General features: G+C 73.6%; 25 protein-coding genes. 17 read left to right on the top strand and 8 right to left on the bottom strand.

What is annotated here, in order from left to right; all coding sequences use genetic code 11:
* Positions 1–43: 43 nt before the first annotated feature.
* Entirely contained in the window at positions 44–2,164 is a 2,121-nt protein-coding gene (locus WN71_RS26600; protein WP_046589944.1) for a S9 family peptidase, read from the bottom strand.
* Positions 2,165–2,381: 217 nt separating this feature from the next.
* On the opposite strand from WN71_RS26600, the gene WN71_RS26595 reads away from it, so the two are divergent.
* The 8 genes from WN71_RS26595 (at position 2,382) to WN71_RS26560 (ending at position 10,090) form a co-directional block, all read left to right on the top strand.
* Entirely contained in the window at positions 2,382–2,576 is a 195-nt protein-coding gene (locus tag WN71_RS26595) for a hypothetical protein (RefSeq protein ID WP_030346161.1), read from the top strand.
* A 100-nt stretch (positions 2,577–2,676) separates the two neighbouring features.
* Entirely contained in the window at positions 2,677–3,597 is a 921-nt protein-coding gene (gene mshB / locus WN71_RS26590) for an N-acetyl-1-D-myo-inositol-2-amino-2-deoxy-alpha-D-glucopyranoside deacetylase (protein ID WP_046589941.1), read from the top strand.
* Entirely contained in the window at positions 3,594–4,010 is a 417-nt protein-coding gene (locus WN71_RS26585) for a DUF6113 family protein (RefSeq protein ID WP_046589938.1), read from the top strand. Before mshB ends, WN71_RS26585 begins: the two co-directional genes overlap by 4 nt.
* Positions 4,011–4,204: 194 nt before the next feature.
* Complete coding sequence (locus tag WN71_RS26580) at positions 4,205–6,409, top strand: hypothetical protein (protein WP_046589936.1); 2,205 nt, start codon at positions 4,205–4,207, stop codon at positions 6,407–6,409.
* A 153-nt stretch (positions 6,410–6,562) separates the two neighbouring features.
* Complete coding sequence (locus tag WN71_RS26575) at positions 6,563–7,498, top strand: ABC transporter ATP-binding protein (RefSeq protein WP_046589934.1); 936 nt, start codon at positions 6,563–6,565, stop codon at positions 7,496–7,498.
* Positions 7,495–8,235, top strand: a complete 741-nt coding sequence (locus WN71_RS26570) for an ABC transporter permease (protein WP_046589931.1) — start codon at positions 7,495–7,497, stop codon at positions 8,233–8,235. The genes WN71_RS26575 and WN71_RS26570 overlap by 4 nt, the downstream gene beginning before the upstream one ends.
* Entirely contained in the window at positions 8,232–9,479 is a 1,248-nt protein-coding gene (locus WN71_RS26565; RefSeq protein ID WP_420856531.1) for a sensor histidine kinase, read from the top strand. The genes WN71_RS26570 and WN71_RS26565 overlap by 4 nt, the downstream gene beginning before the upstream one ends.
* The gene (locus tag WN71_RS26560) at positions 9,476–10,090 is read left to right on the top strand and encodes a response regulator transcription factor (protein ID WP_046589929.1); all 615 of its coding nucleotides are present in this window, start codon (positions 9,476–9,478) and stop codon (positions 10,088–10,090) included. Before WN71_RS26565 ends, WN71_RS26560 begins: the two co-directional genes overlap by 4 nt.
* A gap of 17 nt (positions 10,091–10,107) precedes the next feature.
* Here WN71_RS26560 and WN71_RS26555 read toward each other — a convergent pair whose 3' ends face one another.
* Positions 10,108–10,959 (bottom strand): transglutaminase-like and tetratricopeptide repeat-containing protein, encoded by an 852-nt coding sequence (locus WN71_RS26555; RefSeq protein ID WP_046589928.1) that lies wholly within the window; start codon positions 10,957–10,959, stop codon positions 10,108–10,110.
* 335 nt (positions 10,960–11,294) lie between these two features.
* Complete coding sequence (locus WN71_RS26550) at positions 11,295–12,299, bottom strand: GNAT family N-acetyltransferase (RefSeq protein WP_046589927.1); 1,005 nt, start codon at positions 12,297–12,299, stop codon at positions 11,295–11,297.
* 142 nt (positions 12,300–12,441) lie between these two features.
* Between WN71_RS26550 and fdxA the strand changes: the two genes are divergently transcribed.
* A complete protein-coding gene (fdxA, locus tag WN71_RS26545; protein ID WP_007495984.1) occupies positions 12,442–12,762 on the top strand; it encodes a ferredoxin in 321 nt (106 codons plus the stop codon).
* 143 nt (positions 12,763–12,905) lie between these two features.
* Positions 12,906–14,009 (top strand): bifunctional succinyldiaminopimelate transaminase/glutamate-prephenate aminotransferase, encoded by a 1,104-nt coding sequence (locus WN71_RS26540; RefSeq protein ID WP_046589923.1) that lies wholly within the window; start codon positions 12,906–12,908, stop codon positions 14,007–14,009.
* Positions 14,010–14,273: 264 nt separating this feature from the next.
* Here WN71_RS26540 and WN71_RS26535 read toward each other — a convergent pair whose 3' ends face one another.
* The gene (locus WN71_RS26535) at positions 14,274–14,651 is read right to left on the bottom strand and encodes a hypothetical protein (protein ID WP_046589921.1); all 378 of its coding nucleotides are present in this window, start codon (positions 14,649–14,651) and stop codon (positions 14,274–14,276) included.
* Between the two features lie 386 nt (positions 14,652–15,037).
* Entirely contained in the window at positions 15,038–16,030 is a 993-nt protein-coding gene (locus WN71_RS26530; RefSeq protein WP_079178133.1) for a VldE C-terminal domain-containing protein, read from the bottom strand.
* A gap of 246 nt (positions 16,031–16,276) precedes the next feature.
* Here WN71_RS26530 and dapE point away from each other — a divergent pair, with 246 nt between their 5' ends.
* Positions 16,277–17,356 (top strand): succinyl-diaminopimelate desuccinylase, encoded by a 1,080-nt coding sequence (gene dapE, locus WN71_RS26525; RefSeq protein ID WP_046589916.1) that lies wholly within the window; start codon positions 16,277–16,279, stop codon positions 17,354–17,356.
* A gap of 122 nt (positions 17,357–17,478) precedes the next feature.
* On the top strand, positions 17,479–18,237 hold the full coding sequence (locus WN71_RS26520; RefSeq protein ID WP_046589914.1) for an LOG family protein: 759 nt from the start codon (positions 17,479–17,481) through the stop codon (positions 18,235–18,237).
* A gap of 54 nt (positions 18,238–18,291) precedes the next feature.
* Here WN71_RS26520 and folP read toward each other — a convergent pair whose 3' ends face one another.
* Positions 18,292–19,152 (bottom strand): dihydropteroate synthase, encoded by an 861-nt coding sequence (folP, locus tag WN71_RS26515; protein WP_046589912.1) that lies wholly within the window; start codon positions 19,150–19,152, stop codon positions 18,292–18,294.
* A gap of 161 nt (positions 19,153–19,313) precedes the next feature.
* On the opposite strand from folP, the gene WN71_RS26510 reads away from it, so the two are divergent.
* Positions 19,314–19,673, top strand: a complete 360-nt coding sequence (locus tag WN71_RS26510; protein WP_046589910.1) for a DivIVA domain-containing protein — start codon at positions 19,314–19,316, stop codon at positions 19,671–19,673.
* On the top strand, positions 19,670–20,254 hold the full coding sequence (locus WN71_RS26505; RefSeq protein ID WP_046589908.1) for a DNA-3-methyladenine glycosylase I: 585 nt from the start codon (positions 19,670–19,672) through the stop codon (positions 20,252–20,254). The genes WN71_RS26510 and WN71_RS26505 overlap by 4 nt, the downstream gene beginning before the upstream one ends.
* Positions 20,255–20,281: 27 nt before the next feature.
* Here the strand turns inward: WN71_RS26505 and chcB are convergent, their stop codons facing one another.
* Positions 20,282–21,085 carry a 2-cyclohexenylcarbonyl CoA isomerase gene (gene chcB, locus WN71_RS26500; protein ID WP_046589906.1) on the bottom strand — a complete coding sequence of 268 codons (804 nt, stop codon included), beginning with the start codon at positions 21,083–21,085 and terminating at the stop codon, positions 20,282–20,284.
* 369 nt (positions 21,086–21,454) lie between these two features.
* On the opposite strand from chcB, the gene WN71_RS26495 reads away from it, so the two are divergent.
* The gene (locus tag WN71_RS26495; protein WP_003966491.1) at positions 21,455–21,622 is read left to right on the top strand and encodes a DUF3117 domain-containing protein; all 168 of its coding nucleotides are present in this window, start codon (positions 21,455–21,457) and stop codon (positions 21,620–21,622) included.
* An 86-nt stretch (positions 21,623–21,708) separates the two neighbouring features.
* On the opposite strand, the gene WN71_RS26490 is transcribed toward WN71_RS26495, so the two are convergent.
* Positions 21,709–22,419: an O-methyltransferase gene (locus WN71_RS26490; protein WP_079178132.1), complete on the bottom strand. Its 711-nt coding sequence runs from the start codon at positions 22,417–22,419 to the stop codon at positions 21,709–21,711.
* Positions 22,420–22,653: 234 nt separating this feature from the next.
* On the opposite strand from WN71_RS26490, the gene sigE reads away from it, so the two are divergent.
* Together sigE and WN71_RS26480 are read left to right on the top strand one after the other, a co-directional pair.
* A complete protein-coding gene (gene sigE / locus WN71_RS26485) occupies positions 22,654–23,355 on the top strand; it encodes an RNA polymerase sigma factor SigE (protein ID WP_046589901.1) in 702 nt (233 codons plus the stop codon).
* Positions 23,352–24,320, top strand: coding sequence for an anti-sigma factor family protein (locus WN71_RS26480; RefSeq protein ID WP_046589900.1), 969 nt, complete (start codon positions 23,352–23,354; stop codon positions 24,318–24,320). Before sigE ends, WN71_RS26480 begins: the two co-directional genes overlap by 4 nt.
* The last annotated feature ends 18 nt before the right edge of the window (positions 24,321–24,338 follow it).

The following is a 24,338-nucleotide window of genomic DNA, read 5'->3' as shown; positions in this document are numbered from 1 at the left end:
GTGAACGGCCGCCGGGGCGGGCCCCGTTGTCCGGGGCCGGGGCTCAGTCCAGGCCCAGCGACCGCTTCAGGAACGCCAGTTGCAGCCGCAGCAGGTTCTCCGCGACGGTCTCCTGCGGCGTCATGTGGGTGACGCCCGACAGTGGCAGCACCTCGTGCGGGCGTCCCGCGGCGAGCAGCGCCGAGGAGAGCCGCAGCGAGTGCGCGACCACCACGTTGTCGTCGGCGAGGCCGTGGATGACCATCATCGGGCGGTGCGGCCCGACCGCGTCCACCAGACCGGCGTCGTCGATCAGGGAGTTGCGCCGGTACACCTCCGGCTGCTCGCCCGGGTCTCCGAGATAGCGCTCCTGGTAGTGGGTGTCGTAGAGGCGCAGATCGGTGACCGGGGCGCCGACCACGGCCGCGTGGAACACGTCGGGCCGGCGCAGCACCGCGAGGGCGGCGAGATAGCCGCCGAAGGACCAGCCGCGGATGGCGACCCGGCCGAGGTCGAGCGGGAAGTCGGCGGCGAGCGCCTGGACCGCGTCGACCTGGTCCTGGAGCACCAGCGCCGCGACGTCGTCACGGATCGACTTCTCCCAGGCGGGGGAGTGTCCCGGGGTGCCCCGCCCGTCGGCGACGACGACCGCGAAGCCCTGGTCGGCGAACCACTGCGAGACCAGATGGGGGTTGTGGGCCGCGGTCACCCGCTGGCCGTGCGGCCCGCCGTAGGGGTCGAGGAGCACGGGCAGGGGAGTGTCACCGTGGTAGTCCCGTGGCATAAGCACGGCGCACGGGATTCGGCGTGCGCCCCCCGACGTCAGCGTCATGCGCGGGGACAGACCGGGATCTTCCGCGTACGACGCCACGGTCGCCACGGGCTTTCCGTCCCGGAGCACCTGGGCCCGGGTGCCCGGCAGGTCCGGTACCGCGGACACCAGTACGGTCACGCCCCCGGCGCGCACGGCCGTGTGCACGCCCGGCTCCTGCGACACGCGCTCCACGCCGAGCTCGTTCACCCGGTAGACGTGCACCTCGCCGATCTCCGACGATGCCGCCTCCTCGCCCGCCGACGCCGTGACCAGCACGTCCTCGGCGGCCACGTCCAGCACCGCACGGATGTGCAACTGGGGTCCGGTGAGCGGCCGTTCGCCGACCGCGAGGACCCGCGCGCCCCCCTCGTCGACGACCCGGACCAGCTGTCCGGAGGGGCTCCAGACGGGCACTCCGGCGAAAAGTTCCAGCCAAATCGGATCTTCGTCCACGTGCACCATCCGGGTGTTCCCGGTGTCCGGGTCCACCGCCAGGTACAGCTGGCTGCGCTGGTCGCGCGCCTGCACCAGGATCAGCGGCACGCCCGCCGCTGACCAGTGCACTCGCGCCAGATACGGGTAGCGCTCGCGGTCCCAGGAGACCTCCAGGCGGCTGCCTTCGAGGTCGACCACGAACAGTCGTACGTCCGCGTTGGCCGTCCCCGCGGCCGGATACGCGACGTGGTGTGGGTCACGTTCCGGACGCGCCGGATCCGAGATCCACCAGCGCGTCACCGGCGTGTCGTCCACGCGCGCGACGAGCAGCCGGTCCGACTCCGGGGACCACCAGAACCCGCGCGAACGGCTCATCTCCTCGGCCGCCACGAACTCGGCCAGCCCATAGGTGACGGACTCCGACTCGGGCTCCGCGAGGGCCCGGTCGTTCTCGCCCTCGGCGCCCACCACCCGCAGCGCGCCCTGGGCGACGTAGGCGACCGTACGGCCGTCGGGCGCGGGACGCGGGTCGATCACCGGCCCGGGGACCGGGAGTTCGCGCGCCGTGCCGGCCCTCAGCTCGGCCGTGAACAGCCGTCCTGACAAGGCGAAAGCCGCCAACTCGGCGGCGCTGTCGGTGGCGTAGCCGACGATGCCGGCGCCGCCCTCGCGGCTGCGCTCACGGCGCGCCTGCTCCTCGGGCGAGAGGTCCTCCGCGGCGCCGCCGAGCAGGGCGCGGGCGTCGGCCGCCACCCGCTCCCGGCCCTCGGCCACATCGAGGACCCACAGGGAATGTGCCCTGTCCGTACCGGAGTCGGAGCGCAGGAAGGTGACGCGGGAACCGTCGGGCGACACCGTGAACGCGCGCGGCGCGCCGAGGGTGAAGCGCTGGGTGCGGGCGTGCCGCCGGGGGAAGGAATCGGGCTCGGTCGTCATGCCTCGACCATATTGGCCATGCGCCCCCTTGTGCGGCCGTGCGCCGAGCGATGCGCGAGCACCCATAGTTATGATCACTACCGCTACGTGGGTATCAACCTGCTGGCGCTCGTACGTATTTGCTGTTCCGATCGACCGTATTCGCTGTACCGATCGACTGCCCCCATAGTCCGAACCCATTCCCCGCGCCCTTGGGATTCTTTGGAGGTGAGCCGCCGTGGCACTCTCGATTTCGGCGGTGGTGCTGCTGGCGATCATCGTCTTTCTGCTGATCAAGAAGTCAGGTCTGAAGGGCGGTCACGCCGTCGTCTGCATGCTCCTCGGCTTCTACCTCGCCTCCTCGACCGTCGCTCCCACGATCAGTGAGCTGACGACGAACGTGGCGAGCATGATCGGCAGCATCAAGTTCTGACACCCGCCCCCAGGGCCTGTCGTCCGGATCAGGCCCACGTGGCCTGGCGTTCGGATCAGGCCCACGTGGCGCCGTCCGCGGCGCCTCGTAGGGTGGGGGCATGACGGAACTGCCCTCCGCCGACCCCGCCGAGCAGGGGCGCCCCCCGGCCGGCGCGGCCCGGCGGCTGCTGCTGGTGCACGCGCACCCGGACGACGAGTCCATCAACAACGGCGCGACCATGGCCCGGTACGCGGCCGAGGGCGCGCGGGTGACGCTGGTCACCTGCACCCTCGGCGAGCGCGGCGAGGTCATCCCGCCCGGGCTGCGGCACCTGACCGGCGCCGCGCTCGGCGAGCACCGGCTGGGCGAACTCACCGCCGCCGCCCGCGCGCTCGGCGTCGAGGACGTCCGGCTGCTCGGCGGCCCCGGACGCTACGGCGACTCCGGCATGATGGGCATCCCGGACAACGAGGACCCCGACTGCTTCTGGCAGGCCGATCTCGACGAGGCCGCCGCCCACCTCGTCCGGGTGATCCTGGAGGTCCGCCCCCAGGTCGTCGTCGCCTACGACGACAACGGCGGATACGGCCACCCGGACCACATCCAGGCCCACCGCGTCGCCATGCGCGCCGTCGACCTGGCCGCGCAGGCGGGCTGGAGCGTCCCCAAGGTCTACTGGAACCGCGTCCCGCGCACGGTGGCCGAGGACGCCTTCGCGGGCCTGGGCAAGGCGCTGGCGGACCTGCCCTTCACCGCCGCCGCCACCGTCGGCGACGTACCGGGCGTGGTGGCCGACGAGCGGATCACCACCGCGATCGACGGCACCGCGTTCGCCGCCGCCAAGACCGCCGCCATGCGCGCCCACGCCACCCAGATCGAGGTGGCGCCCGACGCGCCGTACTTCGCGCTCTCCAACGAGCTGGCACAGCCCCTGTTCACCACCGAGTACTACGAACTCGTGCGCGGGGCGCGCGGCGAGGAGCGGGAGACCGACCTCTTCGCGGGCCTGGCGGGCACGAGCGGTGAGGAGACGTCATGAGCACCCCCGACCGGCCCTCCCTGCTCACCCAGCCGCTCCAGCGGCCCTCCGCCGGGCGGATCCTCGCCCATCTGGGCCTGTTCGTACTGGGCGCCCTGGTCGGCGCCGCCGGGGCCCTGGTCCAGGCGGGCTGGTTCCCGGGCGGGCTGCTGCTCGCGCTCGCCGGCGCGGTCGGCCTCTTCCTCGGCGGCTCCCGCGCCACGGACAGCCGCGGCGGGGCGGTGGCCGGTGCCGCCGGATGGCTCATCACCGTCATCCTGCTCACGACCACCCGACCGGAAGGCGACTTCCTGTTCGGCGCGGGAAGCGGCTCCTATCTCTTCCTGCTCGGCGGTATGGCACTGGCTGTGATCTGCGCCACGCTCGGCCGACCGCGGCAACCGAACCGCGACACGGTCCGACTTGGCAAGTGACGTACCACTATCGACCGGCTTGTATGAGCGGGACGAGCGCGGGTTTACCCAGCGGTCATGGGATACGCGCAAGGGGTGGCCAGTAAGGTGGTGCGCGCCGCCGAGCCTCCCCCAAGCGCTCGACTCCGCTCGTGCAGGGGGGACCCCCTAGCTGAGATCGAGACGGGCGGCGGAGCCAACCGGGAGAACCTGCCTTGAGTCGTGAAACTGACACTCCGTCCTCCGGCCCCAACGGGCGCGGCGGGGCCGCGTACCCCTCCGGGACCCCGCCGTACGGCATCCCGAAGGTGTCCGAGGAGGCTGCGGAAGCAGGCCGTGCGGCCGCGCAGCCGGAGGAACGCAAGACCGAGACCACGCTGACGACCCGGATCCGGATCAACATCCCCGGTTCCCGGCCCATTCCGCCGGTCGTGGTCCGCAAGCCCGTGACGGACGCCGAGGGTTCCGGCGATGCCAGGAACGCGGGCAGCCCGCAGAACGCCAAGCCCGCCGAGGCGCCCGTCGCCGCGGCCCCGGCGCCCGCCGAACCGGCGCCCGCCGCCGAGGAGAAGCCGCCGAGCGACTGGTTCGCGCCCCGCAAGGGCGGCGCGCCGAAGGCCGGTCCGGGCGGCGGCACCAACGGCGCCGGCCTGCCCGGCGGCGCGGCCGCGGGCACCGGCACGCCGTCATCCGCCGCGGGCACGCCCGCGTCCGGCACGCCCGCCTTCGGCACGCCCGCCCCCGGCGGGGCGCGTCCCGGCGCGTCCGGCGCGCAGGGCGGCACCCGTCCCGGCGGCACCAACGGCGCGGGCCTGCCCGGCGGCGCCACCGGCGGACCCGTGGCGCCCGGACACGGCGGCGGCACCGGCTCCTTCGACGTGACCGAGGCGCTGGCGGCCGGCCCGCTGGGCGGCGGCCCCCGCCGCGGCCAGGACGGCGGCGGCGCGAGCCGCGACGAACTGCCGTACTTCTCCGAGGACGGCGCCGACCCGTACGACTTCACCTCGGGCGGCGCGGGCGGTCAGGGCGGACCCGGCGGCTTCAGCGGCTCCGGCGGCCCCGGCGGCCGGGGCGGCGCGCAGGGCGGCCCGGCCGGCCCCACCTCCGGTCCGGTCACCGGCGACGGCCCGCGCATCCCGCCCGCGGCCGGCCCCGGCGCCACCGGCAGCACCACCGGCACCGCCAACGTCGGCCGCCGCGGCCCCGGACTGAGCGACGACACGGCGGTGCTGACGCCGCAGTTCCCGTCGTCCGAGCCGGGTGGCGCGGGCTACGGCGCCCCCACCGGCCAGGTCTCCGGACACACCGTCACCAGCGGCATCCCGGTGGTCCCGCCGGGCAACGGCTCGCCGTTCGGGCCCGGCGGCCGGGCCGGCGCGCCCGGCGCGCACACCCCGCCCAAGCTGCCCGACTCGCCGCAGCCGAGCCCCGCCGCGCCCGCCGCGGCCAAGGCCGCGGCCAAGGCCGCGCCCAAGAAGAAGGGCCGCAGCAAACTGGTGCTGCTCGGCGGCCTGGTGGTCGTCGCGGGCATCGGTGCCTACGGCGCCGGACTGCTGATGAACCACTCCGACGTGCCGAAGGGCACCACCGTGCTCGGCGTCGACATCGGCGGCGGCACCCGCGACGACGCGGTCCGCAAGCTCGACGAGGCCTTCGGCAAGCAGGTGGACAAGCCGCTGAAGCTGTCCGTCGACGGCTCCACCGTCACCCTGAAGCCGGATCAGGCGGGCCTCCAGTTCGACTTCCAGTCCACCGTCAGCGCCGCCGCCGAGAGCGACTACAACCCGGTCTCCGTGATCGGCTCGCTCTTCGGCCAGGAGCGCGCCGTCGACCCGGTCATGCCGGTCGACGAGGAGAAGCTGCAGGCGGCGCTGGAGAGCACCGGCGGCGGCTCCGGATCGGTCACCGAAGGCACGATCGACTTCAAGTCCGGCAAGGCCGTCGCGGTGTACGGCAAGGCGGGCAAGGCCGTCGACGCCTCCGCCGCGGCCGCCAAGGTGGAGCAGGCGTTCCGCACGCAGGTGGAGACCGGCGACACCACGCCGGTGCAGGTGCCCGGCACCACCAAGCAGCCGACGGTCTCCAAGGCCGAGGTCGACCGCGAGATGAAGGACTTCGCGAAGCCCGCGATGTCCGGCAACGTCACCGTGCAGACCGACGCCGCGCACTCGATCGCGTTCAGCCCGCAGAACTCCCTGTGGAAGTTCCTCCGGGTCAAGGCGGTCGGCGGCAAGCTCACCGACGCCCCCGACACGCAGGCGCTGAAGGCGCTCTACGGCCAGACCTTCGACGGCGTGCTCATCACCCGGGCCAACGGCAAGAAGACGGCCGTCACGCCCGAGGACGTCTATGTCGCCCTGCGCACCGCGCTGACCAGCACGAGCAACCGCGTGGCGGTCATCGACACCGACCCCAGCTGACGCGCGGCAGGACCCGATCCACCGAAGGGGGCACCCGGCACGGCCGGGTGCCCCCTCGGCGTGCTCCCCGCGCTGTCATCTCGCGTGCATGACATCTGTCATCCGGCAGTGCGGACGTCCGGCACTGCCGGAGCCCCCGCCCGCGGCGCCAGGATGGGGACCATGACAACGACTGCGGTGACCACCGAGACCCCGGTGGTCGGGTTCGACCAGGTGAGCAAGGTGTACGGCACCGTCCGTGCCGTCGACGGACTGTCCCTCAGGCTCCACCCCGGCGAGACGGTGGCGCTGCTCGGCCCGAACGGGGCGGGCAAGTCGACCACCCTCGACCTGCTGCTCGGCCTCAAGCACGCCGACACCGGCGAGGTCCGCGTCTTCGGGACCAGCCCGCGCGAGGCGATCGTCGCCGGCCGGGTCGGCGCCATGCTCCAGAGCGGCGGCCTGATGGACGAGGTCACCGTCGAGGAACTGGTCCGGCTCGCCTGCAACCTGCACCCCAAGGCCTACGGCGTCTCGGACGTGCTGGCCCGCGCCGGCATCACCCAGATCGCCGACCGCAAGGTCAACAAGCTCTCCGGCGGCCAGGCCCAGCGGGTCCGCTTCGCCCTCGCCACCGCGGGCGACAGCGACCTCATCGTGCTGGACGAGCCCACCACCGGCATGGACGTCTCCGCCCGCCAGTCGTTCTGGGCCACCATGCGCGAACAGGCCGACCAGGGCCGTACGGTCCTGTTCGCCACCCACTACCTGGAGGAGGCCGACGCCATCGCCGACCGGGTGCTGGTGCTGCACCGCGGACGGCTGCTGGCCGACGGCACGGCCGCCGAGATCAAGGCCAAGGCCGGCGCCCGCCGGATCTCCTTCGACCTGGACGGCGACATCGACGAGACGGCGCTGCGCGGCCTGCCGTTCCTGTCGTCGGTGGACATCTCGGCACAGACCGTGCGCATCCAGTCCACCGACGCGGACGCCACCGTGCACGCCGTCTACGGCCTCGGCCTCTACCCCCGCAACCTGGAGGTCGCCGGGCTCGGACTCGAGCAGGCCTTCGTCGCCATCACCGCCGCCGAGGAGGCGCAGCAGTCATGAACAGCCTGATCAAGCTGGAGCTCGCCCGCGCCCTGCGCAACCGCAAGTTCCTGTTCTTCTCGGTCATCTACCCCTCGCTGCTGTTCCTGCTGTTCGCGGGCAGCTCCGGCGCCGACAGCAAGGTCGACGGCACCGGCCAGACCGTCGCGATGTACCTGATGGTGTCCATGGCCTCGTTCGGCGCCCTGACCGCGGTCCTGATGGGCAACAGCGAGCGCATCGCCAAGGAGCGCGAGAGCGGCTGGGTCCGGCAGCTCAGGCTGACCCCGCTGCCCGGCCGCGGCTACGTCCTCGCCAAGACCGCGAGCGCCGCCGTGGTGAGCCTGCCGTCGATCGTCGTCGTCTTCGTCGTGGCCGCCGTGGTCAAGAGCGTCCGCATGGACGCCTGGCAGTGGCTCGCGCTCACCGGCGCCATCTGGGCCGGCAGCCTGGTCTTCGCCGCGCTCGGCGTCGCCATCGGCTACCTGGCCAGCGGCGACGCGGTCCGCCCCATCACGATGATCACCTACTTCGGCCTGTCCATCCTGGGCGGCCTGTGGATGCCGTCGACGACGTTCCCGCAGTGGTTGCAGGACATCGCCAAGTGGCTGCCCACCCACGCGTACGCTGCCCTGGGGCGGTCGATCGAGCAGAGCCACGCCCCGCAGGCCCAGGACGTCGCCATCCTCGCCGCCTTCTTCGTCCTGTTCGCGGGCGGCGCGGCATGGCTGTACCGGAAGGACACGCTGAAGGCGTGAGCACGATGACGCAGGACCTGGGGCCGGACGAGGAAGCGCGCGCGGAGCGCCTGATGCGCATGGGAGAGGCGCCCCGCAGCCGCGCGGAGGCCGCGCGCAAGCTGGTGTGGGTCCTGCCCTGGCTGGTGTTCCTCGCCTCGCCGGTGGGCGACCTGGCCGCCGGGAACCACTCGACGGCGGCCACCGTCGCCGGCTGGGCGGGCCTCGCCGTCTTCGCGGCGATCTACCTGGCCGTGGTCTTCCGCAACATGGGCCGGCCCTTCCCGGAGCCGGTCGTCGGCGTCCTGATCGGGGTGCTGGGCGCCCTCGCCGTCGTCCTGAGCCTCGGCCTCGGCGACGAATGGCTCGGCCTGTTCGTGTACGTCTCCGTCTGCTGCGGCGCCGCCTTCCCGATGCGCGTCGCCTACTGGACCGTCCCGCTGACCACCCTCGCGCTGATGCTGGTGGGCGCGCGGGTCGGCCAGGACACCGCCTGGGGCCTGTTCCTGGTGGTGCTGATGGTCGGCTACTCCATGACGGGAGTACGCCAACTCGTCCGAACGACGGTGGAGTTGCGCAAGGCGCGGGCCACCGTCGCCCAGCTCGCGGCCAACGAGGAGCGGCTGCGGCTCGCCCGCGACCTGCACGACCTGCTCGGCCACTCGCTCTCCCTCATCACGCTCAAGAGCGAGCTGGCCGGCCGGATGCTGCCCGGCCAGCCCGAGAAGGCGGCCCAGCAGGTCGCCGACATCGAGCAGGTCAGCCGCCAGGCGCTGGTGGACGTCCGGGAGGCCGTCACCGGCTACCGGCGCCCCCGGCTCGCCGCGGAACTCGCGGGCGTGCAGGTCGCCCTGGCCGCCGCCGGGGTCACCGCCGTGGCGCCCGCCGAGTCCGACCTCGACCTCGACGGCGTGCCCGAGGAGAGCGAGTCCGCGCTCGCCTGGGCGCTGCGCGAGGCCGTCACCAACGTCGTACGGCACAGCGGCGCCACCCGCTGCACGGTCGAGCTGCTGCGCCGCCAGACCCTCGACGGCCCGGTCCTCGAACTCACCGTCCAGGACAACGGATCCGGCGGCTCGGGCAAGTCGTCCGGCAAGCCGTCCGGGAAGTCGGTCGGCAAGGGGTTCGGCAACGGCCTCACCGGTCTGACCGAGCGGCTGGAGAAGGCCGGCGGCAGCCTGGAGGCGAGCCGGGTGAAGCAGGGCTTCCGACTGGTCGCCCGCGTCCCCACGGCGAGCGGCGGCCCCGTAGTATCCGAGCCATGAGCAGCACGATCAAGGTCCTCCTCGCCGAGGACCAGTCGATGGTCCGCGAGGCGCTGGCCGCCCTGCTCGGCCTGGAGGACGACATCGAGGTCGTCGCCCAAGTGGCGCGCGGCGACGAGGTGTTGGCGGCCGTCCGGGACCACGGTGTGGACGTCGCCCTGCTCGACATCGAGATGCCGGGCTGCACCGGCATCGAGGCGGCGGCCCGGGTGCACCGCGAACTGCCCGCGGTGAAGCTGGTCGTGCTCACCACCTTCGGCCGCCCCGGCTATCTGCGCAGCGCCATGGAGGCGGGCGCCGACGCGTTCCTCGTCAAGGACGCCCCGGCCGCCCAACTCGCCGCCGCCGTACGCAAGGTGCTCGCGGGGGAGCGGGTCATCGACCCCACGCTCGCCGCCGCCGCGCTCGCCGAGGGCGCGAACCCCCTCACCGACCGCGAACGCGAGGTCCTGCGCGCCGCCGCCGACGGCTCCACCAACGCCGAACTCGCCGCCGCCCTGCACCTCTCCCAGGGCACCGTCCGCAACTACCTCTCCACCGCGATCCAGAAGCTGGCGGTGCGCAACCGGGCCGAGGCGGTACGGAGGGCGCGGGAGAAAGGCTGGCTGTGACCCGGCGGCGGGAGGCCTCAGTTCAGCAGGGCCCGGGCCGCCCGTGCCTGCGCCCGCGCCTTCTCGGCGGTGGCCAGGTCCACCACCTCCACCAGGTCCGCGTACGACTCCAACTCCACGGCGCCCACGGTGAACTCGCCCCGCTGCACCAGCAACTGGGCGCGCTCGTAGCGCAGTCGGGCCGGGTGTGAGGGCAGCAGCAGCGCCAGCTCCACCGCCCACAGCGACACGTCGGACCGCTCGGGCCGGGCCGAGGCCCAGGCCCGGATGTTGTTCAGGATGCGCTGGACCACCTCCAGCGGGTCGGCCGGGGTCAGCATCGACGGATCGAGCGGCGCCCCCGTCGCGCCCGCGACGAGCAGCTCCGTGTCGGACCCGGTGAGCACCCGCCCGCCCTCGAACGGATCGGCCAGCACCTGCTGCTCCCGCGGCCCGAACCCGACGACGAAGTGCCCCGGCAGCGCCACGCCGTACACCGGCGCCCCCGCCCGCCGTGCGACCTCCATCCACACCACCGAGAGCAGGATCGGCAGCCCGCGCCGCCGTTCCAGCACCCGGTGCAGCAGCGAGGACTCCAGCCGCTGGTAGTCCGCGGGCCGGCCGCCGAACCCGCACCGGTCGCCGAGCAGCTCGCGCAGCGCCACGGCCCACGAGCGGGGCCCGCCGGGCCGGAACGGCAGCCGTCCGGCCAGCGCGTCCAGCTCCGCCTGCGCGGCGTCCATGCCCGCCTCGTCCAGCGAGCCGTCCCCCTCGGCGCCGAGCAGCAGACACAGCGCGGACAGATCGGGCCGCTCGGCACGGGCCTCCTGCGCGAACCGCAGACGCAGCTCGGCGGAGCGTTCCGGGGGTGGGGGGTGAAGGAAGCGCATAGCAGGTTCGTGCCCCGTCCCACACATCCGTACCAGTCCACCTGCGGTGGGCTCAGCCATTTTAGCCGGGCCCGGGGCCACCCCCTGGGGCCCGGTGGCCCTTGCGGTGGGCTCGGCGCAGCTCCCTAGGGGCGCGGGGAACTGCGCGAGCGGCCACGACGCGGGCGCACCTGCGGTGGGCTCGGCACATTCAGCGGGCTGAGCGGCAGCATCCTAGGGGCGCGGGGAACTGCGCGACCGGCCAGGACGCGCCCGCGCGGGGGCAGTGTGCGAGTTCTGCGGCTGCGGCCCGGTGGGGGCTGAGCGCGCAGTTCCCCGCGCCCCTGACGGGGCGCTCAGCTGGTCGGGGAGGGCTCGCGGTAGTGGTGGTACGCGTGGTGGGCCGCGAAGCCCAGCCGCGCGTACAGCGCCCCCGCCCCCGCGTTGTCGGCCTCGACCTGCAGCCAGGCCGCCGACGCCCCCTCCCCGAGCGCCCGCCGGGCCAACGCCGCCATCACCTCGGTCGCAAGGCCCCGCCGACGCAGCCCCGGGTCCACCTCGACCGCCGCGAAGGACGCCCACCGGCCGTCGACCACCAGCCGCCCGATCGCCGAGGGCACCCCGCCGGAGTCCGCCGGCACCGACGCGAACCACACCGAGGGCCCGCCGCCCAGCACCGCGAGCGCCGTCCCGCCGAGCCCCTTGCGCTGGTAGCGCGCCAGCCACGCCTCGTCCGCCGTCCGCGACAGCACGACCCGCGCACCCTCGGCCCGGTCCGCGACCGGCGCCAGCGCGCCGATCCACACCTCGGCCGTCACCTCCCGCACCCAGCCGCGCTCCTCCAGCTCCGCGCAGAGGGCCTCCTGCGTGCCCGGCGCGCCGGTGGCGGTCTGGACGTACGCGGGCAGCCCCCGGGCGCCGTACCAGCGCCGTACGGCATCGAGCGCCGCGTCGAGCGGGAGCCCCGGATCGCCGAGCGGCAGCACGCTGTTGGCGCGCCGCGTGAACCCGCCCGCCGCCCGCAGCTCCCACCCGCCCAGCCGCTCGCTCTCCACCGGCCGCCACGCCCGGGAGACGACCGCGGCGAGTTCCTCGTAGGAGGCCGAGGGACCCCGGCGGCGCGCCGGCGCGGCCGGGACCACCTTGCCCGCCACCAGCGAGGATTCCGCGATACGGACGACCTGGCCGTCCTTCCGTGTGATCACGAGCACACCCTTGTCCCAGGATGTGAGAACGCCGACCGTGTCGGTGAACTTCTCACCCGGTGCTCCAGGTTCGCTCAAGCGTCGTACGGAGACTCGTTTACCCACGTCAGCGGTGGTGATACGGACCTCCAGTCGCCCGGCGGCAGAGATTTCCACAGGTCAGTTCACCCCTCCTGTTCGGATCATGCCCAGGAACGGAGATACTAGGGGCGGGCATCGACGACGCCGCGCTCCCGCGCGCCCAGGCGGCGGAGCCTACAAAAGGCCCGCCGGCGCCCTATCGAGGAGGAACGACAGCGTGACCTACGTCATCGCGCAGCCTTGTGTCGACGTCAAGGACAAGGCGTGCATCGAGGAGTGCCCGGTCGACTGCATCTACGAGGGCCAGCGGTCCTTGTACATCCACCCGGACGAATGCGTCGACTGTGGTGCCTGTGAGCCGGTCTGCCCGGTCGAGGCGATCTTCTACGAGGACGACACTCCGGAGGAGTGGAAGGACTACTACAAGGCGAACGTCGAGTTCTTCGACGAGCTCGGCTCTCCCGGCGGCGCCAGCAAGCTGGGGCTGATCGAGCGCGACCACCCGTTCGTCGCCGCGCTGCCTCCGCAGGCCGAGTAACCGCAAGCGGCCCGCGCGTCCCTCGTGCCGCCTCGGTCCCGTACGGCTTCGATCGCCCCGATCGCCGTACGGGACCGACGCGTTTGCGGACCGCGGCGGGCCGCACCCGTACGCCGTACGCGCCAGAAAGTGAGCCAGAACCCGTGTCCGCAGTCTCCGACCGGCTGCCCACCTTCCCGTGGGACAAGCTGGAGCCGTACAAGAAGACGGCCGCCGCGCATCCGGACGGCATCGTCGACCTCTCGGTCGGCACCCCCGTCGACCCGGTGCCCGACCTGATCCAGAAGGCCCTCGTCGACGCGGCGGACTCCCCGGGCTACCCCACGGTCTGGGGCACCCCCGCGCTGCGCGACGCGATCACCGGCTGGCTGGAGCGCCGCCTCGGCGCCCGCGGGGTGACCCACCGCCACGTCCTGCCGATCGTCGGCTCCAAGGAGCTGGTGGCCTGGCTGCCGACCCAGCTGGGCCTCGGTCCGGGCGACCGGGTGGCGTACCCGCGGCTCGCGTACCCGACGTACGAGGTCGGCGCGCGGCTCGCCCGCGCGCAGTACGAGGTCTACGACGACCCGACGAAGCTCGACCCGGCCGGTCTGAAGCTGCTCTGGCTCAACTCGCCCTCCAACCCCACCGGCGCGGTCCTGCCGAAGGCGGAGCTGGCCCGGATCGTGGCCTGGGCGCGCGAGCACGGCGTGCTGGTCTTCTCCGACGAGTGCTACCTCGAACTGGGCTGGGAGGCCGACCCGGTCTCGGTGCTGCACCCGGACGTCAACGGCGGCTCGTACGACGGCATCGTGGCGGTGCACTCGCTCTCCAAGCGCTCCAACCTGGCCGGTTACCGCGCCGCGTTCGTGGCGGGCGACCCGGCGGTGCTCGGCCCGCTGGTGGAGATCCGCAAGCACGGCGGCATGATGACCTCGGCGCCGACGCAGGCCGCCGTGGTGGCGGCGCTCGGCGACGACGCCCATGTGCACGAGCAGCGCGAGCGGTACGCGGCCCGCCGCGCCGCCCTGCGCGAGGCGCTGCTCGGCCACGGCTTCCGCATCGAGCACAGCGAGGCCAGCCTCTACCTCTGGGCGACCCGCGACGAGTCCTGCTGGGACACGGTCGGACACCTCGCCGAGCGCGGCATCCTGGTGGCGCCGGGCGACTTCTACGGCGTGGCGGGCGAGAAGTTCGTCCGCGTGGCCCTGACAGCCACAGACGAACGAATCCAGACAGCAGCCCAGCGCCTGACGGGCCCGGCGTAGCTCCCCAGGCGCGGCGGCCCCTGCGGTGGGCTCGGCGGCAACCCCCTGGGGGCGCGGGGAACTGTGCGACCGGCCACGACGCGCCCGCACGGGGGCATCATGCGAGTCCCGCGGCCGCGACCCGGTGGGGGCTGAGCGCGCAGTTCCCCGCGCCCCTGACGGGGCGCTGGACCTCGCGTGCGGCTTGGCGCAGCTCCTTGGGGGCGCGGGGAACTGCGCGACGAGCCACGACGCGCCCGCGGGGGGCAGAACGGTGCGGGCCGGTCAGCCCAGCGGCAGACCCTTGAGCGGCAGCGTCTGCGCCCCCGGCAGACCCCCCGCCGTCGCGGCCTTGGCGGCGCCCCCGAGCAGCCCGCCCGCGTCACCGGCCGCCCGCCCCGCCGCCTTCTGCGCGGCCGGCGTGGCCTTGTGGACGGCCTTGCCGCCGGACTTGCCCGCGAGCCCGGTGACCTGGTCGGTCGCGCCGTCCACGGTGCTGCCGACGTGCGCCCCGTCCAGCGCGGTGAGCCCGCCCAGGTCCGGGACGGCCGTCGGCAGGGCGGTGGCCGCACCGGCGGAGCCGGCCGCGCCGATCCCGGCGGCCGCTCCGGCGGCGACGAGCAGCGCGGCACGGGCGATCCGGTGGGTGAGGGGGAGAGACATGGTGCTCCTCGGCGGTGAGACGACGAAACGGTCAAGTGTCGGCCCGAACCCGGAAGTTGATCTCCCGGCCCGGACGCAGTGACTACCGCTCGAAGCCCGCGAAGGTTGCGGCGGCCCGACGTAAAGAGTTCGCAATGCGTCGCATTATCGGCTGCGGATGAATACGGGCAAAGCGCCTCTCGTGTGACTGTCCGCCGAATGCCCACGGCCCTGTGCCCGCAAGGGATTCAGCCGTCGCGGGGGTGACCGCGCGAAAACCTGCGCACCCGTCGCCCGGCGCCCGGCCCGCATGACCCTCCCGAGCGAAGATCCGCACGGATGACCGCCCATGCCGGGGCGGCCGCGGCGCGGGCGGGCCAGGGCCGGGCCCGGAGCCGCGCGCCCGGCTACTGCGCGGTCAGGATCCGCACCGAGCCCGTCGAGCGCTCGGCACCCGCGGTGCCTGCCGTGTCCGTCTGCTGCCAGTGACTGTCGGCGCTGCCGGCGGTCCACTGCCGGCCGGCGTAGCTGACCCGCTCGATGTGCAGGGCGGAGGCGTTGGCCACCGCCCAGTGGGCCAGCTGCCAGCCGCGCTCGCTGGTGGAGCGCCGCGGCTCGGTGCCGGTCGCGGCGGGCACCGGCACGGTGACCGTCCGGCCGTCGCTGCCGGTGCGCGCGCTGGGCGTGGGCGCCGGCGTGTGCGTGGCGCCGACCTCGTCGCCCGCCTCCTGAAGCGCGTCCCGCCCGAAGTCCCGTACCAGCGCCGCCCGCACGGCGTCCGGCCCGGTGGCCGTCACCGCGGTGTCCGGCCGCCCCTGGCAGGTCAGCGTGGCGGCCGCCTGCCCGGTCAGCGCGGCGGACAGCAGCGTGGCGTCCGGCTCGTGCTTGGCGTACGCCTCCGGGTAGCCGCTGCGCTGCACCCGCTGGGCGGCCACGGTGAGCGGCAGCTCGGTGTAGTCGGGCACCTTGACCAGATGCTCGTAGAAGACGCTCGCCGCGTACGCCGGGTCCATGATCTGTTCCTCGGTGCCCCAGCCCTGGGACGGCCGCTGCTGGAACAGGCCGAGCGAATCCCGGTCGCCGTGCTCGATGTTGCGCAGCCCGGACTCCTGGAGCGCGGTCGCGAGCGCGATGGTCACCGCCCGCTCGGGCACCCCGCGGTCGGTGCCGACGGCGGCGATCGTCGCGGCGTTCACGGCCTGCTCCGGCGAGAACTCGTACGGCGTGCCCTTGCCGTCGGCCGCGACCACCTTGCAGCCGGGTCCGCCGGATCCGCCGGTGACGTACTGCACCACGACATAGCCCGCGATTCCGAGCAGAACCACAAGGGCCGCGGCAAAACGGAGGAGGCGTCCGCGGCGGCGGGGACGCTCGGGGCTGGAGGGGGACGGCTCAAGCACGCGTACAAGGTACTGGAGGCGTTCGCGGGGGCAACCCCCGGTGGGCGGCGCCCTTCGCCGGGCCCCTCGGGGTACCCGCGCGGTCCCCCTCGCCGGGCCCCTCGCGCTGCCCGCGCGGTGCCCTTCGGCGGGCCTCCGGGGCTGCCCGCGCGGTGCCCTTCGCGGGGCTGCCGGCCCGGCTCTTCGCGGGGCCCCGCGAGGCCGTGCGGGCCGGGGCGCGGGCGGGCGCGGGTTAGGGTCGACGCCATGGCCGACACCTCGCTTGACCTCACCCTGGACGCCGCCGAGCTGACCGCGCGGCTGGTCGACTTCCGCTCCGAGAGCGGGGACGAGAAGCCGCTCGCGGACGCGATCGAGACGGCGCTGCGGGCGCTGGGGCACCTCAGGGTCGACCGGTACGGCAACAACGTCGTCGCCCGCACCGAGCTGGGCCGGGCGGAGCGGGTGATCCTCGCCGGGCACATCGACACCGTGCCCATCGCGGACAACGTGCCCTCGCGGCTGGACGAGGACGGCGTGCTGTGGGGCTGCGGCACCTGCGACATGAAGTCCGGGGTGGCGGTCCAGCTGCGCATCGCGGCCACGGTCCCGGCCCCGAACCGGGACCTGACCTTCGTCTTCTACGACAACGAGGAGGTCGAGGCGAGCCGGAACGGCCTGAAGCACGTCTCCGAGGCGCACCCCGACTGGCTCGCGGGTGACTTCGCGGTGCTCCTGGAGCCGTCCGACGGCGAGGTGGAGGGCGGCTGCCAGGGCACGCTGCGGGTGCTGCTGAGGACCGCCGGCGAGCGCGCCCACTCCGCGCGCAGCTGGATGGGCTCGAACGCCGTCCACGCGGCCGCCCCCATCCTCGCCCGGCTCGCCGCCTACGAGCCGCGCCGCCCGGTGATCGACGGACTCGAGTACCACGAGGGCCTCAACGCGGTGCGGATCTCCGGCGGAGTGGCCGGCAACGTCATCCCCGACGAGTGCGTGGTGACGGTCAACTTCCGCTACGCGCCGGACCGCTCCGAGGAGGAGGCCCTCGCGCACGTCCACGAGGTGTTCGCGGACTGCGGGGTCGAGGAGTTCGTCGTCGACGACCACAGCGGCGGCGCGCTGCCCGGCCTCTCGCACCCCGCCGCGGCGGCCTTCGTCGAGGCGGTGGGCGGCACCCCGCGGCCCAAGTTCGGCTGGACGGACGTCTCGCGCTTCTCGGCCCTCGGCGTCCCGGCGGTCAACTACGGCCCCGGAAACCCCCTTCTGGCGCACAAGCGGGACGAACGCGTGGAAACCGCCAACATCCTGGCGGGCGAGGAGCGGCTGCGCGCCTGGCTCACGGCCTGAGCCGGCCCCGCTCCGGGCCGTACGGAGGAAGGACGCTTCACGGCGGACATGCCGACGTCCCCCCTCCGTAACCCGCGTAGATCTACGCTGAGGTGGAAAGACCGCAAGCGGAGGGAGCGCACATGGCTACCGGGAACCCCGTGGGCAAGAAGGTGCCGCCGGACGAGCAGCGCCTGGGCCCCGTCCTCCGACGGCGCGATCAGGTGACCGCGAGCACCACCGACCAGCGGCTGCTGGACGCGGGCGGCCCCTCCGACTGGGTGCACACCGATCCCTGGCGGGTGCTGCGGATCCAGTCGGAGTTCATCGAGGGCTTCGGCACCCTCGCCGAACTCCCGCCCGCGATCAGCGTGTTCGGCTCGGCCCGGACGCCGGTCGACTCGCCCGAGTACGAAGCGGGTGTGCGGCTCGGACGCGGCCTGGTGGAGGCCGGCTGGGCGGTGATCACCGGCGGCGGCCCCGGCGCCATGGAGGCCGCCAACAAGGGCGCCTGCGAGGCGAAGGGCGTCTCCGTCGGCCTCGGCATCGAGCTTCCCTTCGAGCAAGGCCTCAACCAGTACGTCGACATCGGCCTCAACTTCCGCTACTTCTTCGTGCGGAAGATGATGTTCGTGAAGTACGCGCAGGGCTTCGTCGTGCTGCCCGGCGGACTCGGCACCCTGGACGAGCTGTTCGAGGCCCTCACCCTGGTGCAGACCCAGAAGGTGACCCGCTTCCCGATCGTGCTGTTCGGCACGGAGTACTGGGGCGGCCTGGTCGACTGGCTGACCAACACCCTCGTCGCCCAGGGCAAGGCGGCCGAGAAGGACCTGCTGCTCTTCCACGTGACGGACGACGTGGACGAGGCGGTCGCCCTGGTCTCGAAGGAGGCGGCCCGCTGAGTCCCGCGTGACCCGTCGCGGGGCCTGCCCCGGCGCGCTCCCCCTCGGGAGGCGTCAGGCCAGGCCCCGGCGGGCCACCGCGGGCTCCCGCACGCCCTGGATCGCGGCCACCATGTCCAGCACCTGCCGGGTCTCCGCCACTTCGTGCACCCGGTACACCTGCGCCCCGAGCCACGCCGAGACGGCCGTCGTCGCGAGCGTCCCCACCAGCCGTTCCTTCACCGGCCGGTCCAGCGACTCGCCCACGAAGTCCTTGTTGGACAGCGACACCAGCACCGGCCACCCCGTGGCCACCATCTCGTCCAGGCGGCGCGTCGCCTCCAGGCTGTGCCGGGTGTTCTTGCCGAAGTCGTGCCCCGGGTCGATCAGGATCGACTCCCGGGGGACGCCCAGCGCGGCCGCCCGCTCGGCGAGCCCCAGGGTCACCTCCAGGATGTCGGCCATGACGTCGTCGTACGTCACCCGGTGCGGGCGCGTGCGCGGCTCCGCGCCGCCCGCGTGCGTGCACACCAGACCGGCGCCGTGGCGCGCGGCGACCTCCGCGAGGGCGGGGTCCACCCCGCCCCAGGCGTCGTTCAGCAGGTCGGCGCCCGCCTCGCAGACGGCCTCCCCGACCTCGGCCCGCCAGGTGTCGACGCTGATCACGACGTCCGGGAAGCGGCGCCGCACCTCCGCGACGAAACCCACCGTGCGCCGCGCCTCCTCCCGCGCGTCGACCTCTTCGCCGGGCCCGGCCTTCACGCCGCCGATGTCGATGATCGCGGCGCCCTCCGCCACCGCCTGTTCCACGCGGGCGAGCGCCGGTTCGTCCCGGAAGGTCGCGCCCTGGTCGTAGAAGGAGTCCGGGGTCCGGTTCACGATCGCCATGATCACCGGTTCGTGGCGGTCGAACGTGCGCCTGCCCAGCCTGAGCATCCCCTGTGAACCTCTCCTCGTACGTCCCTGATCGGCCGCCTGCGACCCTAACTGTCACACGCGCATGGCACGATCGGACCCTGACACATTCGACACCGAGCACATGGTGCGCCCGGCACTCGGGGCGCATCCGGCGGACGCAGCCTTGGGGGCCTCAAGCCATGGTCATGTTCCTCTTCCTGGTCGTCGCGCTGGCCGTGGTGGTCGCCGCGGTGACGCTCGCCGTGGTGGGCGGCGGCGAGGGCACCACGGGCCCGCTGCCCGAGGCCGAGCCGGAGCGCCTGGAGGACCCGCTGCCGCCGGACCGCCCGGTCGGCCGCGCCGACGTGGAGAGCCTGCGCTTCCCGCTCGCCCCGCGCGGCTACCGCATGGCGGACGTGGACGACGCCCTCGGCCGCCTCGGCGCCGAACTCGCCGAGCGCGACGCCCGGATCAACGATCTGGAGTCCGCGCTGGCCGGCGCCCGCGCCGCCGCGTACCCGCGGGATGCGGGCCACCGGGAGCCCGAGGACCGACCGTGAGCGACGGCACCGCCCTCCCGGGCCCGGACGGCCTGCTGCGCTGCCCCTGGGCGCTGTCCACCGAGGACTACGTGAGCTACCACGACGAGGAGTGGGGCCGCCCGGTCCACGGCGACGACGCCCTCTTCGAGCGGCTGTCCCTGGAGGCGTTCCAGTCCGGCCTGTCGTGGATCACGATTCTCCGCCGCCGCCCCGGCTTCCGGGCCGCCTTCGCCGACTTCAAGATCGCGGCGGTGGCCGGCTACACCGACGAGGACCGCACGCGCCTGCTCGCCGACGCGGGCATCATCCGAAATCGAGCCAAGATCGACGCCACGCTGGCCAACGCGCGCGAGCTCGCCGGCTGGGCCCCCGGCGAGCTGGACGAGCTGATCTGGTCGCACGCGCCCGACGCGACGGACCGCCCGGCACCACGCACCACGGCCGACGTCCCGGCGGTCACGCCCGAGTCGACGGCCCTGTCGAAGGCCCTGAAGAAGCACGGACTGCGCTTCGTCGGCCCGACGACGGCGTACGCGCTGATGCAGGCGTGCGGGCTGGTCGACGACCATCTGGAGGCCTGCACGGCCCGGCGCGCCTGAGCGCGCGGGGCCGCGCGGAGAGCCGGCTCAGCGGCCCAGGTACTTGGGCTTCTCCTTGTTCACGAACGCCTGGACCGCGATCACGTGGTCCTCGGAGGCGCCTGCCCGCGCCTGGAGCTCGTCCTCCTTGTCCAGCGTCTCGTCCAGGGAGTGCGTGAGGCCGTACGCCATGGCCTCCTTGAGCGCCGCGTACGCCACCGTCGGGCCCTCGGCCAGGGCCCGCGCCACCTTCTCCGCCTCGGCGCGCAGCTCGGCCGCGGGCACCAGCCGGGTGGCGATGCCCAGGTCGTACGCCTCCTGCGCCTTGATGTTGCGCGGGAAGAGCAGCAGGTCGGCGGCGCGGCCGGGGCCGACCACCCGCGGCAGCGTCCAGGAGACGCCGGAGTCGGCGGTCAGCGCGACGCCCGCGAAGGACGTGTTGAAGGCGGCGGTGTCCGCCACCACCCGGTAGTCGGCGGCGAGCGCGAAGCCGAGGCCCGCGCCCGCGGCGACGCCGTTCACCCCGGCGACCACGGGCTTTTGCGCACCGACGAGCGCCCGGACGATCGGGTTGTAGTGCTCCTTGACGGTGCGCATGGTCTGGCCCTCGCCGGCCTCGCGGTCGGCGGCGAGGAGCCCGATGTGCTCCTTCAGGTCCTGGCCCACGCAGAACGCCCGGTCGCCGGCCGCGGTGAGCAGGATCGCCCGGACGGCCCCGTCGGCCGCCGCGGACTCGACCGCGTCCCGGAGGGCGACCTTGGTCGCGATGTTCAGCGCGTTCATCGCCTCGGGGCGGTTCAGCGTGATGGTCGCGAGTCCGTCGCTCACCTCGTAGAGCACGGTGTCGGCCATGGGGTATCCCCTCCGGTGTCGCGGCTGGTGACGTACCGCTCGGTACGTCCTTGTCTCCGAAGGACAGCATGGCGGAGATCGCGGCGTACGCACGTGTGACCTGCGTCAAAGAAATCAGGCGCGGTCGAGGCGGACGGGAGCCCGTGCGGGCGCGCAGTATCGCAGTCACATCGCCGAATTGGGTGGTTTTGCTCGCGCGCGTTGCCCAAGCGATGCCGACTCATGTTGGTCATCGGGTCCCGGGATGCGGGATAATGGCTTGGAAGCAATGTGTTCGATGCCGGTGACGCGTGTGCCTTTGGGCTGCGCGCGCCCTCCACGGGGGCCGTCGGCTGACGATGACCTGTGGTTTCAGGAAGGGGAACGAGCATGGCGGCCATGAAGCCGCGGACGGGCGATGGCCCGCTCGAGGTGACCAAGGAGGGGCGGGGCATCGTCATGCGCGTTCCGCTCGAAGGCGGCGGTCGGCTCGTCGTCGAGCTCACGCCCGACGAGGCCGACGCGCTCGGCGACGCCCTGAAGAAGGTCGTCGGCTGACGCGCAAGCGACCATACCCTTTCAGCTGCCCCGGCACCGTTCTCGGTGCCGGGGCAGCTGTGTGTGGAGGGGAGGGGCGGCGGCCGTCAGGCCGGGGTGCTGCGCTTGACCGCGCAGAGCAGGCCGTCGCCCACCGGCAGCAGGGACGGCAGCAGCTCCGGGCTCTCGCGGACCGTGCGCAGCAGCTCCCGCAGCCGCAGCACCTCCGTGGGCTGCGGGCCCGAGCCGATGGTCCTGCCGTGCGCGAAGACCCCCTCGAAGACCACCAGGCCACCCGGACGGAGCAGGCGCAACGATTCAGCGAGGTAGTCGAGGAACTCCATGCGGTCGCCGTCGCAGAAGACCAGGTCGTAGCCCGCGTCCGCGAGGCGCGGCAGGACGTCCAGCGCGCGGCCCGGGATGAAGCGCGCGCGGTTGCTGGCGAAGCCCGCCGCCCGGAAGGCGTGGCGGGCGAACTGCTGGTGCTCCGGCTCCTGGTCGACCGTCGTCAGCACGCCGTCCGGCCGCATCCCGTGCAGCAGGTGGATCCCGGAGACCCCGCAGCCGGTGCCGATCTCCGCGACCGCCTTGGCGTCCACGGTGGCGGCGAGCAGCCCCAGCGCGGCGCCCGCGCCTGGGGACACCGAGCGCAGCCCTGCCTCGCGGGCGCGGTCGCGGGCCCAGAGCAGCGCTTCGTCCTCGGCGACAAAGGCGTCGGAGAACGCCCAGCTCGTCTGCCGGTTGGCGGTAATGACCCTCTCCTGTTCCCGTGGTTGCCTGGGCGTGACTGTATCCGTTGGGCTCGGGAACCTGCTGATGGGACCGGGCGTTTAGAGAGGTGGAAGACAGCACGGGGGCCGAAGGGGGGCCGGCGGGTGGATCAGGTCGCCGAGGTGACATCGCCGCAGACCGGCGGGGAGCGGCAGCACAGATCAAATTCTCGTAAAACCGCTTATCCGGAGCTAACGGGCGAGGTGGCTATGGTAGGGGCTCCACTGGACACCACCAGAGCCGACAGGGGAGGTGCGGCAGCGCCTGTGGATCGGGGAGGAGTGCTCCGGCGCTTTCTCGGATCGTCGGGCCGGCCGAAATCCGTGAACGACACCGCTGCTGACCACAGTCACGCCGCTGACCACGCCCAGACCGCGACCTTCTCCAACGACGCGGACGGGCAGGCGTGGACTCCTCCCACCTGGGAGGAGATCGTCAGCACGCACAGCGGTCGCGTCTACCGCCTCGCGTACCGCCTGACGGGCAACCAGCACGACGCCGAGGACCTCACGCAGGAGGTCTTCGTCCGGGTCTTCCGCTCGCTGTCGACGTACACGCCGGGCACCTTCGAGGGCTGGCTGCACCGCATCACCACCAACCTCTTCCTGGACATGGTCCGCCGCAAGCAGCGCATCCGTTTCGACGCGCTCGGCGAGGACGCGGCGGAGCGGCTGGCCAGCAAGGAGCCGACCCCGCAGCAGGTCTTCAACGACGCCCACTTCGACGCGGACGTGCAGCAGGCGCTCGACACCCTCGCGCCCGAGTTCCGCGCGGCGGTCGTCCTGTGCGACATCGAAGGGCTGTCGTACGAGGAGATCGCCGCGACCCTGGGTGTGAAGCTGGGCACGGTCCGCTCCCGGATCCACCGCGGCCGCTCGCAGCTGCGCAAGGCGCTCGCGCACCGCTCGCCGGAGGCCCGTGCCGAGCGCCGCTCGTTCGTGCCCCGTGTGCCCGCCCTGGGAGGAGGGGGCGCGACCGCGTGACCGGATCACGACCCAAGTCCACCGCGAGGCAGTTCGCGGAACAGCATCTGGGAGACCGGCTCTCCGCCCTGGTGGACGGCGAGCTCGGTCATGACGCGCGCGACCGGGTCCTGGCCCATGTCGCGACCTGCGCGAAGTGCAAGGCGGAGGTCGACGCGCAGCGCCGGCTGAAGAACGTCTTCGCGGAGGTGGCGCCGCCGTCGCCCTCCGAGAGTTTCCTCGCCCGGCTCCAGGGCCTGCCCGCGGGAGGTCCCGACGGCGGGCCGCCTGCCGGCGACCCGTTCGGCGGCCGACCGGGTCCGGGCATGGGCGCCGGGGTCTTCGACGTGCGGCGCGAGGAGCCGTTCACCTTCGGCTACGTCCCCGCGCACCCGCACGCTCCCGGGGCGGCCCCGCTGCCCGCTCCCGGCCGCGGGTTCCGCATCCACGACGTCAGCCGGCACGAGGCCGACCGCGCCGCCTCCCGCGGGCTGCGGTTCGCCTTCGTCGCCGCGGGGGCCGTCTCGCTGGCCGCCGTCGCGCTCGGCGGGGTGACGACCGGGATGCCGACCGACGCCGGCGCGGACGCCCGCGGCGGCAACGGGGCCGGAAGCAACGTCGTCCCGGCCCGTACGCAGGGCAACGCGCCGGGGACCTCCCCGGAGACCCAGCGACGCCGTCAGGGCGCGCCACTGCTCGCGCAGGGGCAGGGTGAGCGGCCGCTGCTCGCCGGGACGGTCGTGGCGCCGACGTCCGTGTCGGCACCGCTGCTGCCGGGGGTGCCGACACCGGCCTCCGGGCAGAGCATCCATGCGCTGACGGCTCCCGTGGTCGCGGGTGCGGCGGTGGTGTCCCCCCTGGTGCGTCCGCTGAACGAGTCGTCCCTCGACCTGACGTCCCTGTCCTGGTCCGAGGCGCCCGAGGTACGCACCCCCAAGTACCTCACCGCCCCCGACCCCACCCCCACCCCCCACCAGCAACCCTGACCGACGAGTCCTCACCTG

Source organism: Streptomyces mangrovisoli, assembly GCF_000974985.2.
Classification (GTDB): Bacteria; Actinomycetota; Actinomycetes; order Streptomycetales; family Streptomycetaceae; genus Streptomyces; species Streptomyces mangrovisoli.
The sequence above is the reverse complement of the archived record's forward strand: the minus strand, read 5'-3'. Positions and strand labels throughout refer to the sequence as shown.

What these genes read in the sequence shown, in the direction of transcription:
- WN71_RS26535 (WP_046589921.1), bottom strand. Translation starts at nt 14,651, where the DNA reads ATGTCTCTCCCCCTCACCCACCGGATCGCCCGTGCCGCGCTGCTCGTC.
- WN71_RS26575 (WP_046589934.1), top strand. Translation starts at nt 6,563, where the DNA reads ATGGGGACCATGACAACGACTGCGGTGACCACCGAGACCCCGGTGGTC.
- WN71_RS26600 (WP_046589944.1), bottom strand. Translation starts at nt 2,164, where the DNA reads ATGACGACCGAGCCCGATTCCTTCCCCCGGCGGCACGCCCGCACCCAG.
- mshB (WP_046589941.1), top strand. Translation starts at nt 2,677, where the DNA reads ATGACGGAACTGCCCTCCGCCGACCCCGCCGAGCAGGGGCGCCCCCCG.
- chcB (WP_046589906.1), bottom strand. Translation starts at nt 21,085, where the DNA reads ATGGCCGACACCGTGCTCTACGAGGTGAGCGACGGACTCGCGACCATC.
- WN71_RS26495 (WP_003966491.1), top strand. Translation starts at nt 21,455, where the DNA reads ATGGCGGCCATGAAGCCGCGGACGGGCGATGGCCCGCTCGAGGTGACC.
- WN71_RS26510 (WP_046589910.1), top strand. Translation starts at nt 19,314, where the DNA reads ATGGTCATGTTCCTCTTCCTGGTCGTCGCGCTGGCCGTGGTGGTCGCC.
- WN71_RS26520 (WP_046589914.1), top strand. Translation starts at nt 17,479, where the DNA reads ATGGCTACCGGGAACCCCGTGGGCAAGAAGGTGCCGCCGGACGAGCAG.
- WN71_RS26555 (WP_046589928.1), bottom strand. Translation starts at nt 10,959, where the DNA reads ATGCGCTTCCTTCACCCCCCACCCCCGGAACGCTCCGCCGAGCTGCGT.
- WN71_RS26585 (WP_046589938.1), top strand. Translation starts at nt 3,594, where the DNA reads ATGAGCACCCCCGACCGGCCCTCCCTGCTCACCCAGCCGCTCCAGCGG.
- WN71_RS26560 (WP_046589929.1), top strand. Translation starts at nt 9,476, where the DNA reads ATGAGCAGCACGATCAAGGTCCTCCTCGCCGAGGACCAGTCGATGGTC.
- WN71_RS26570 (WP_046589931.1), top strand. Translation starts at nt 7,495, where the DNA reads ATGAACAGCCTGATCAAGCTGGAGCTCGCCCGCGCCCTGCGCAACCGC.
- dapE (WP_046589916.1), top strand. Translation starts at nt 16,277, where the DNA reads ATGGCCGACACCTCGCTTGACCTCACCCTGGACGCCGCCGAGCTGACC.
- folP (WP_046589912.1), bottom strand. Translation starts at nt 19,152, where the DNA reads ATGCTCAGGCTGGGCAGGCGCACGTTCGACCGCCACGAACCGGTGATC.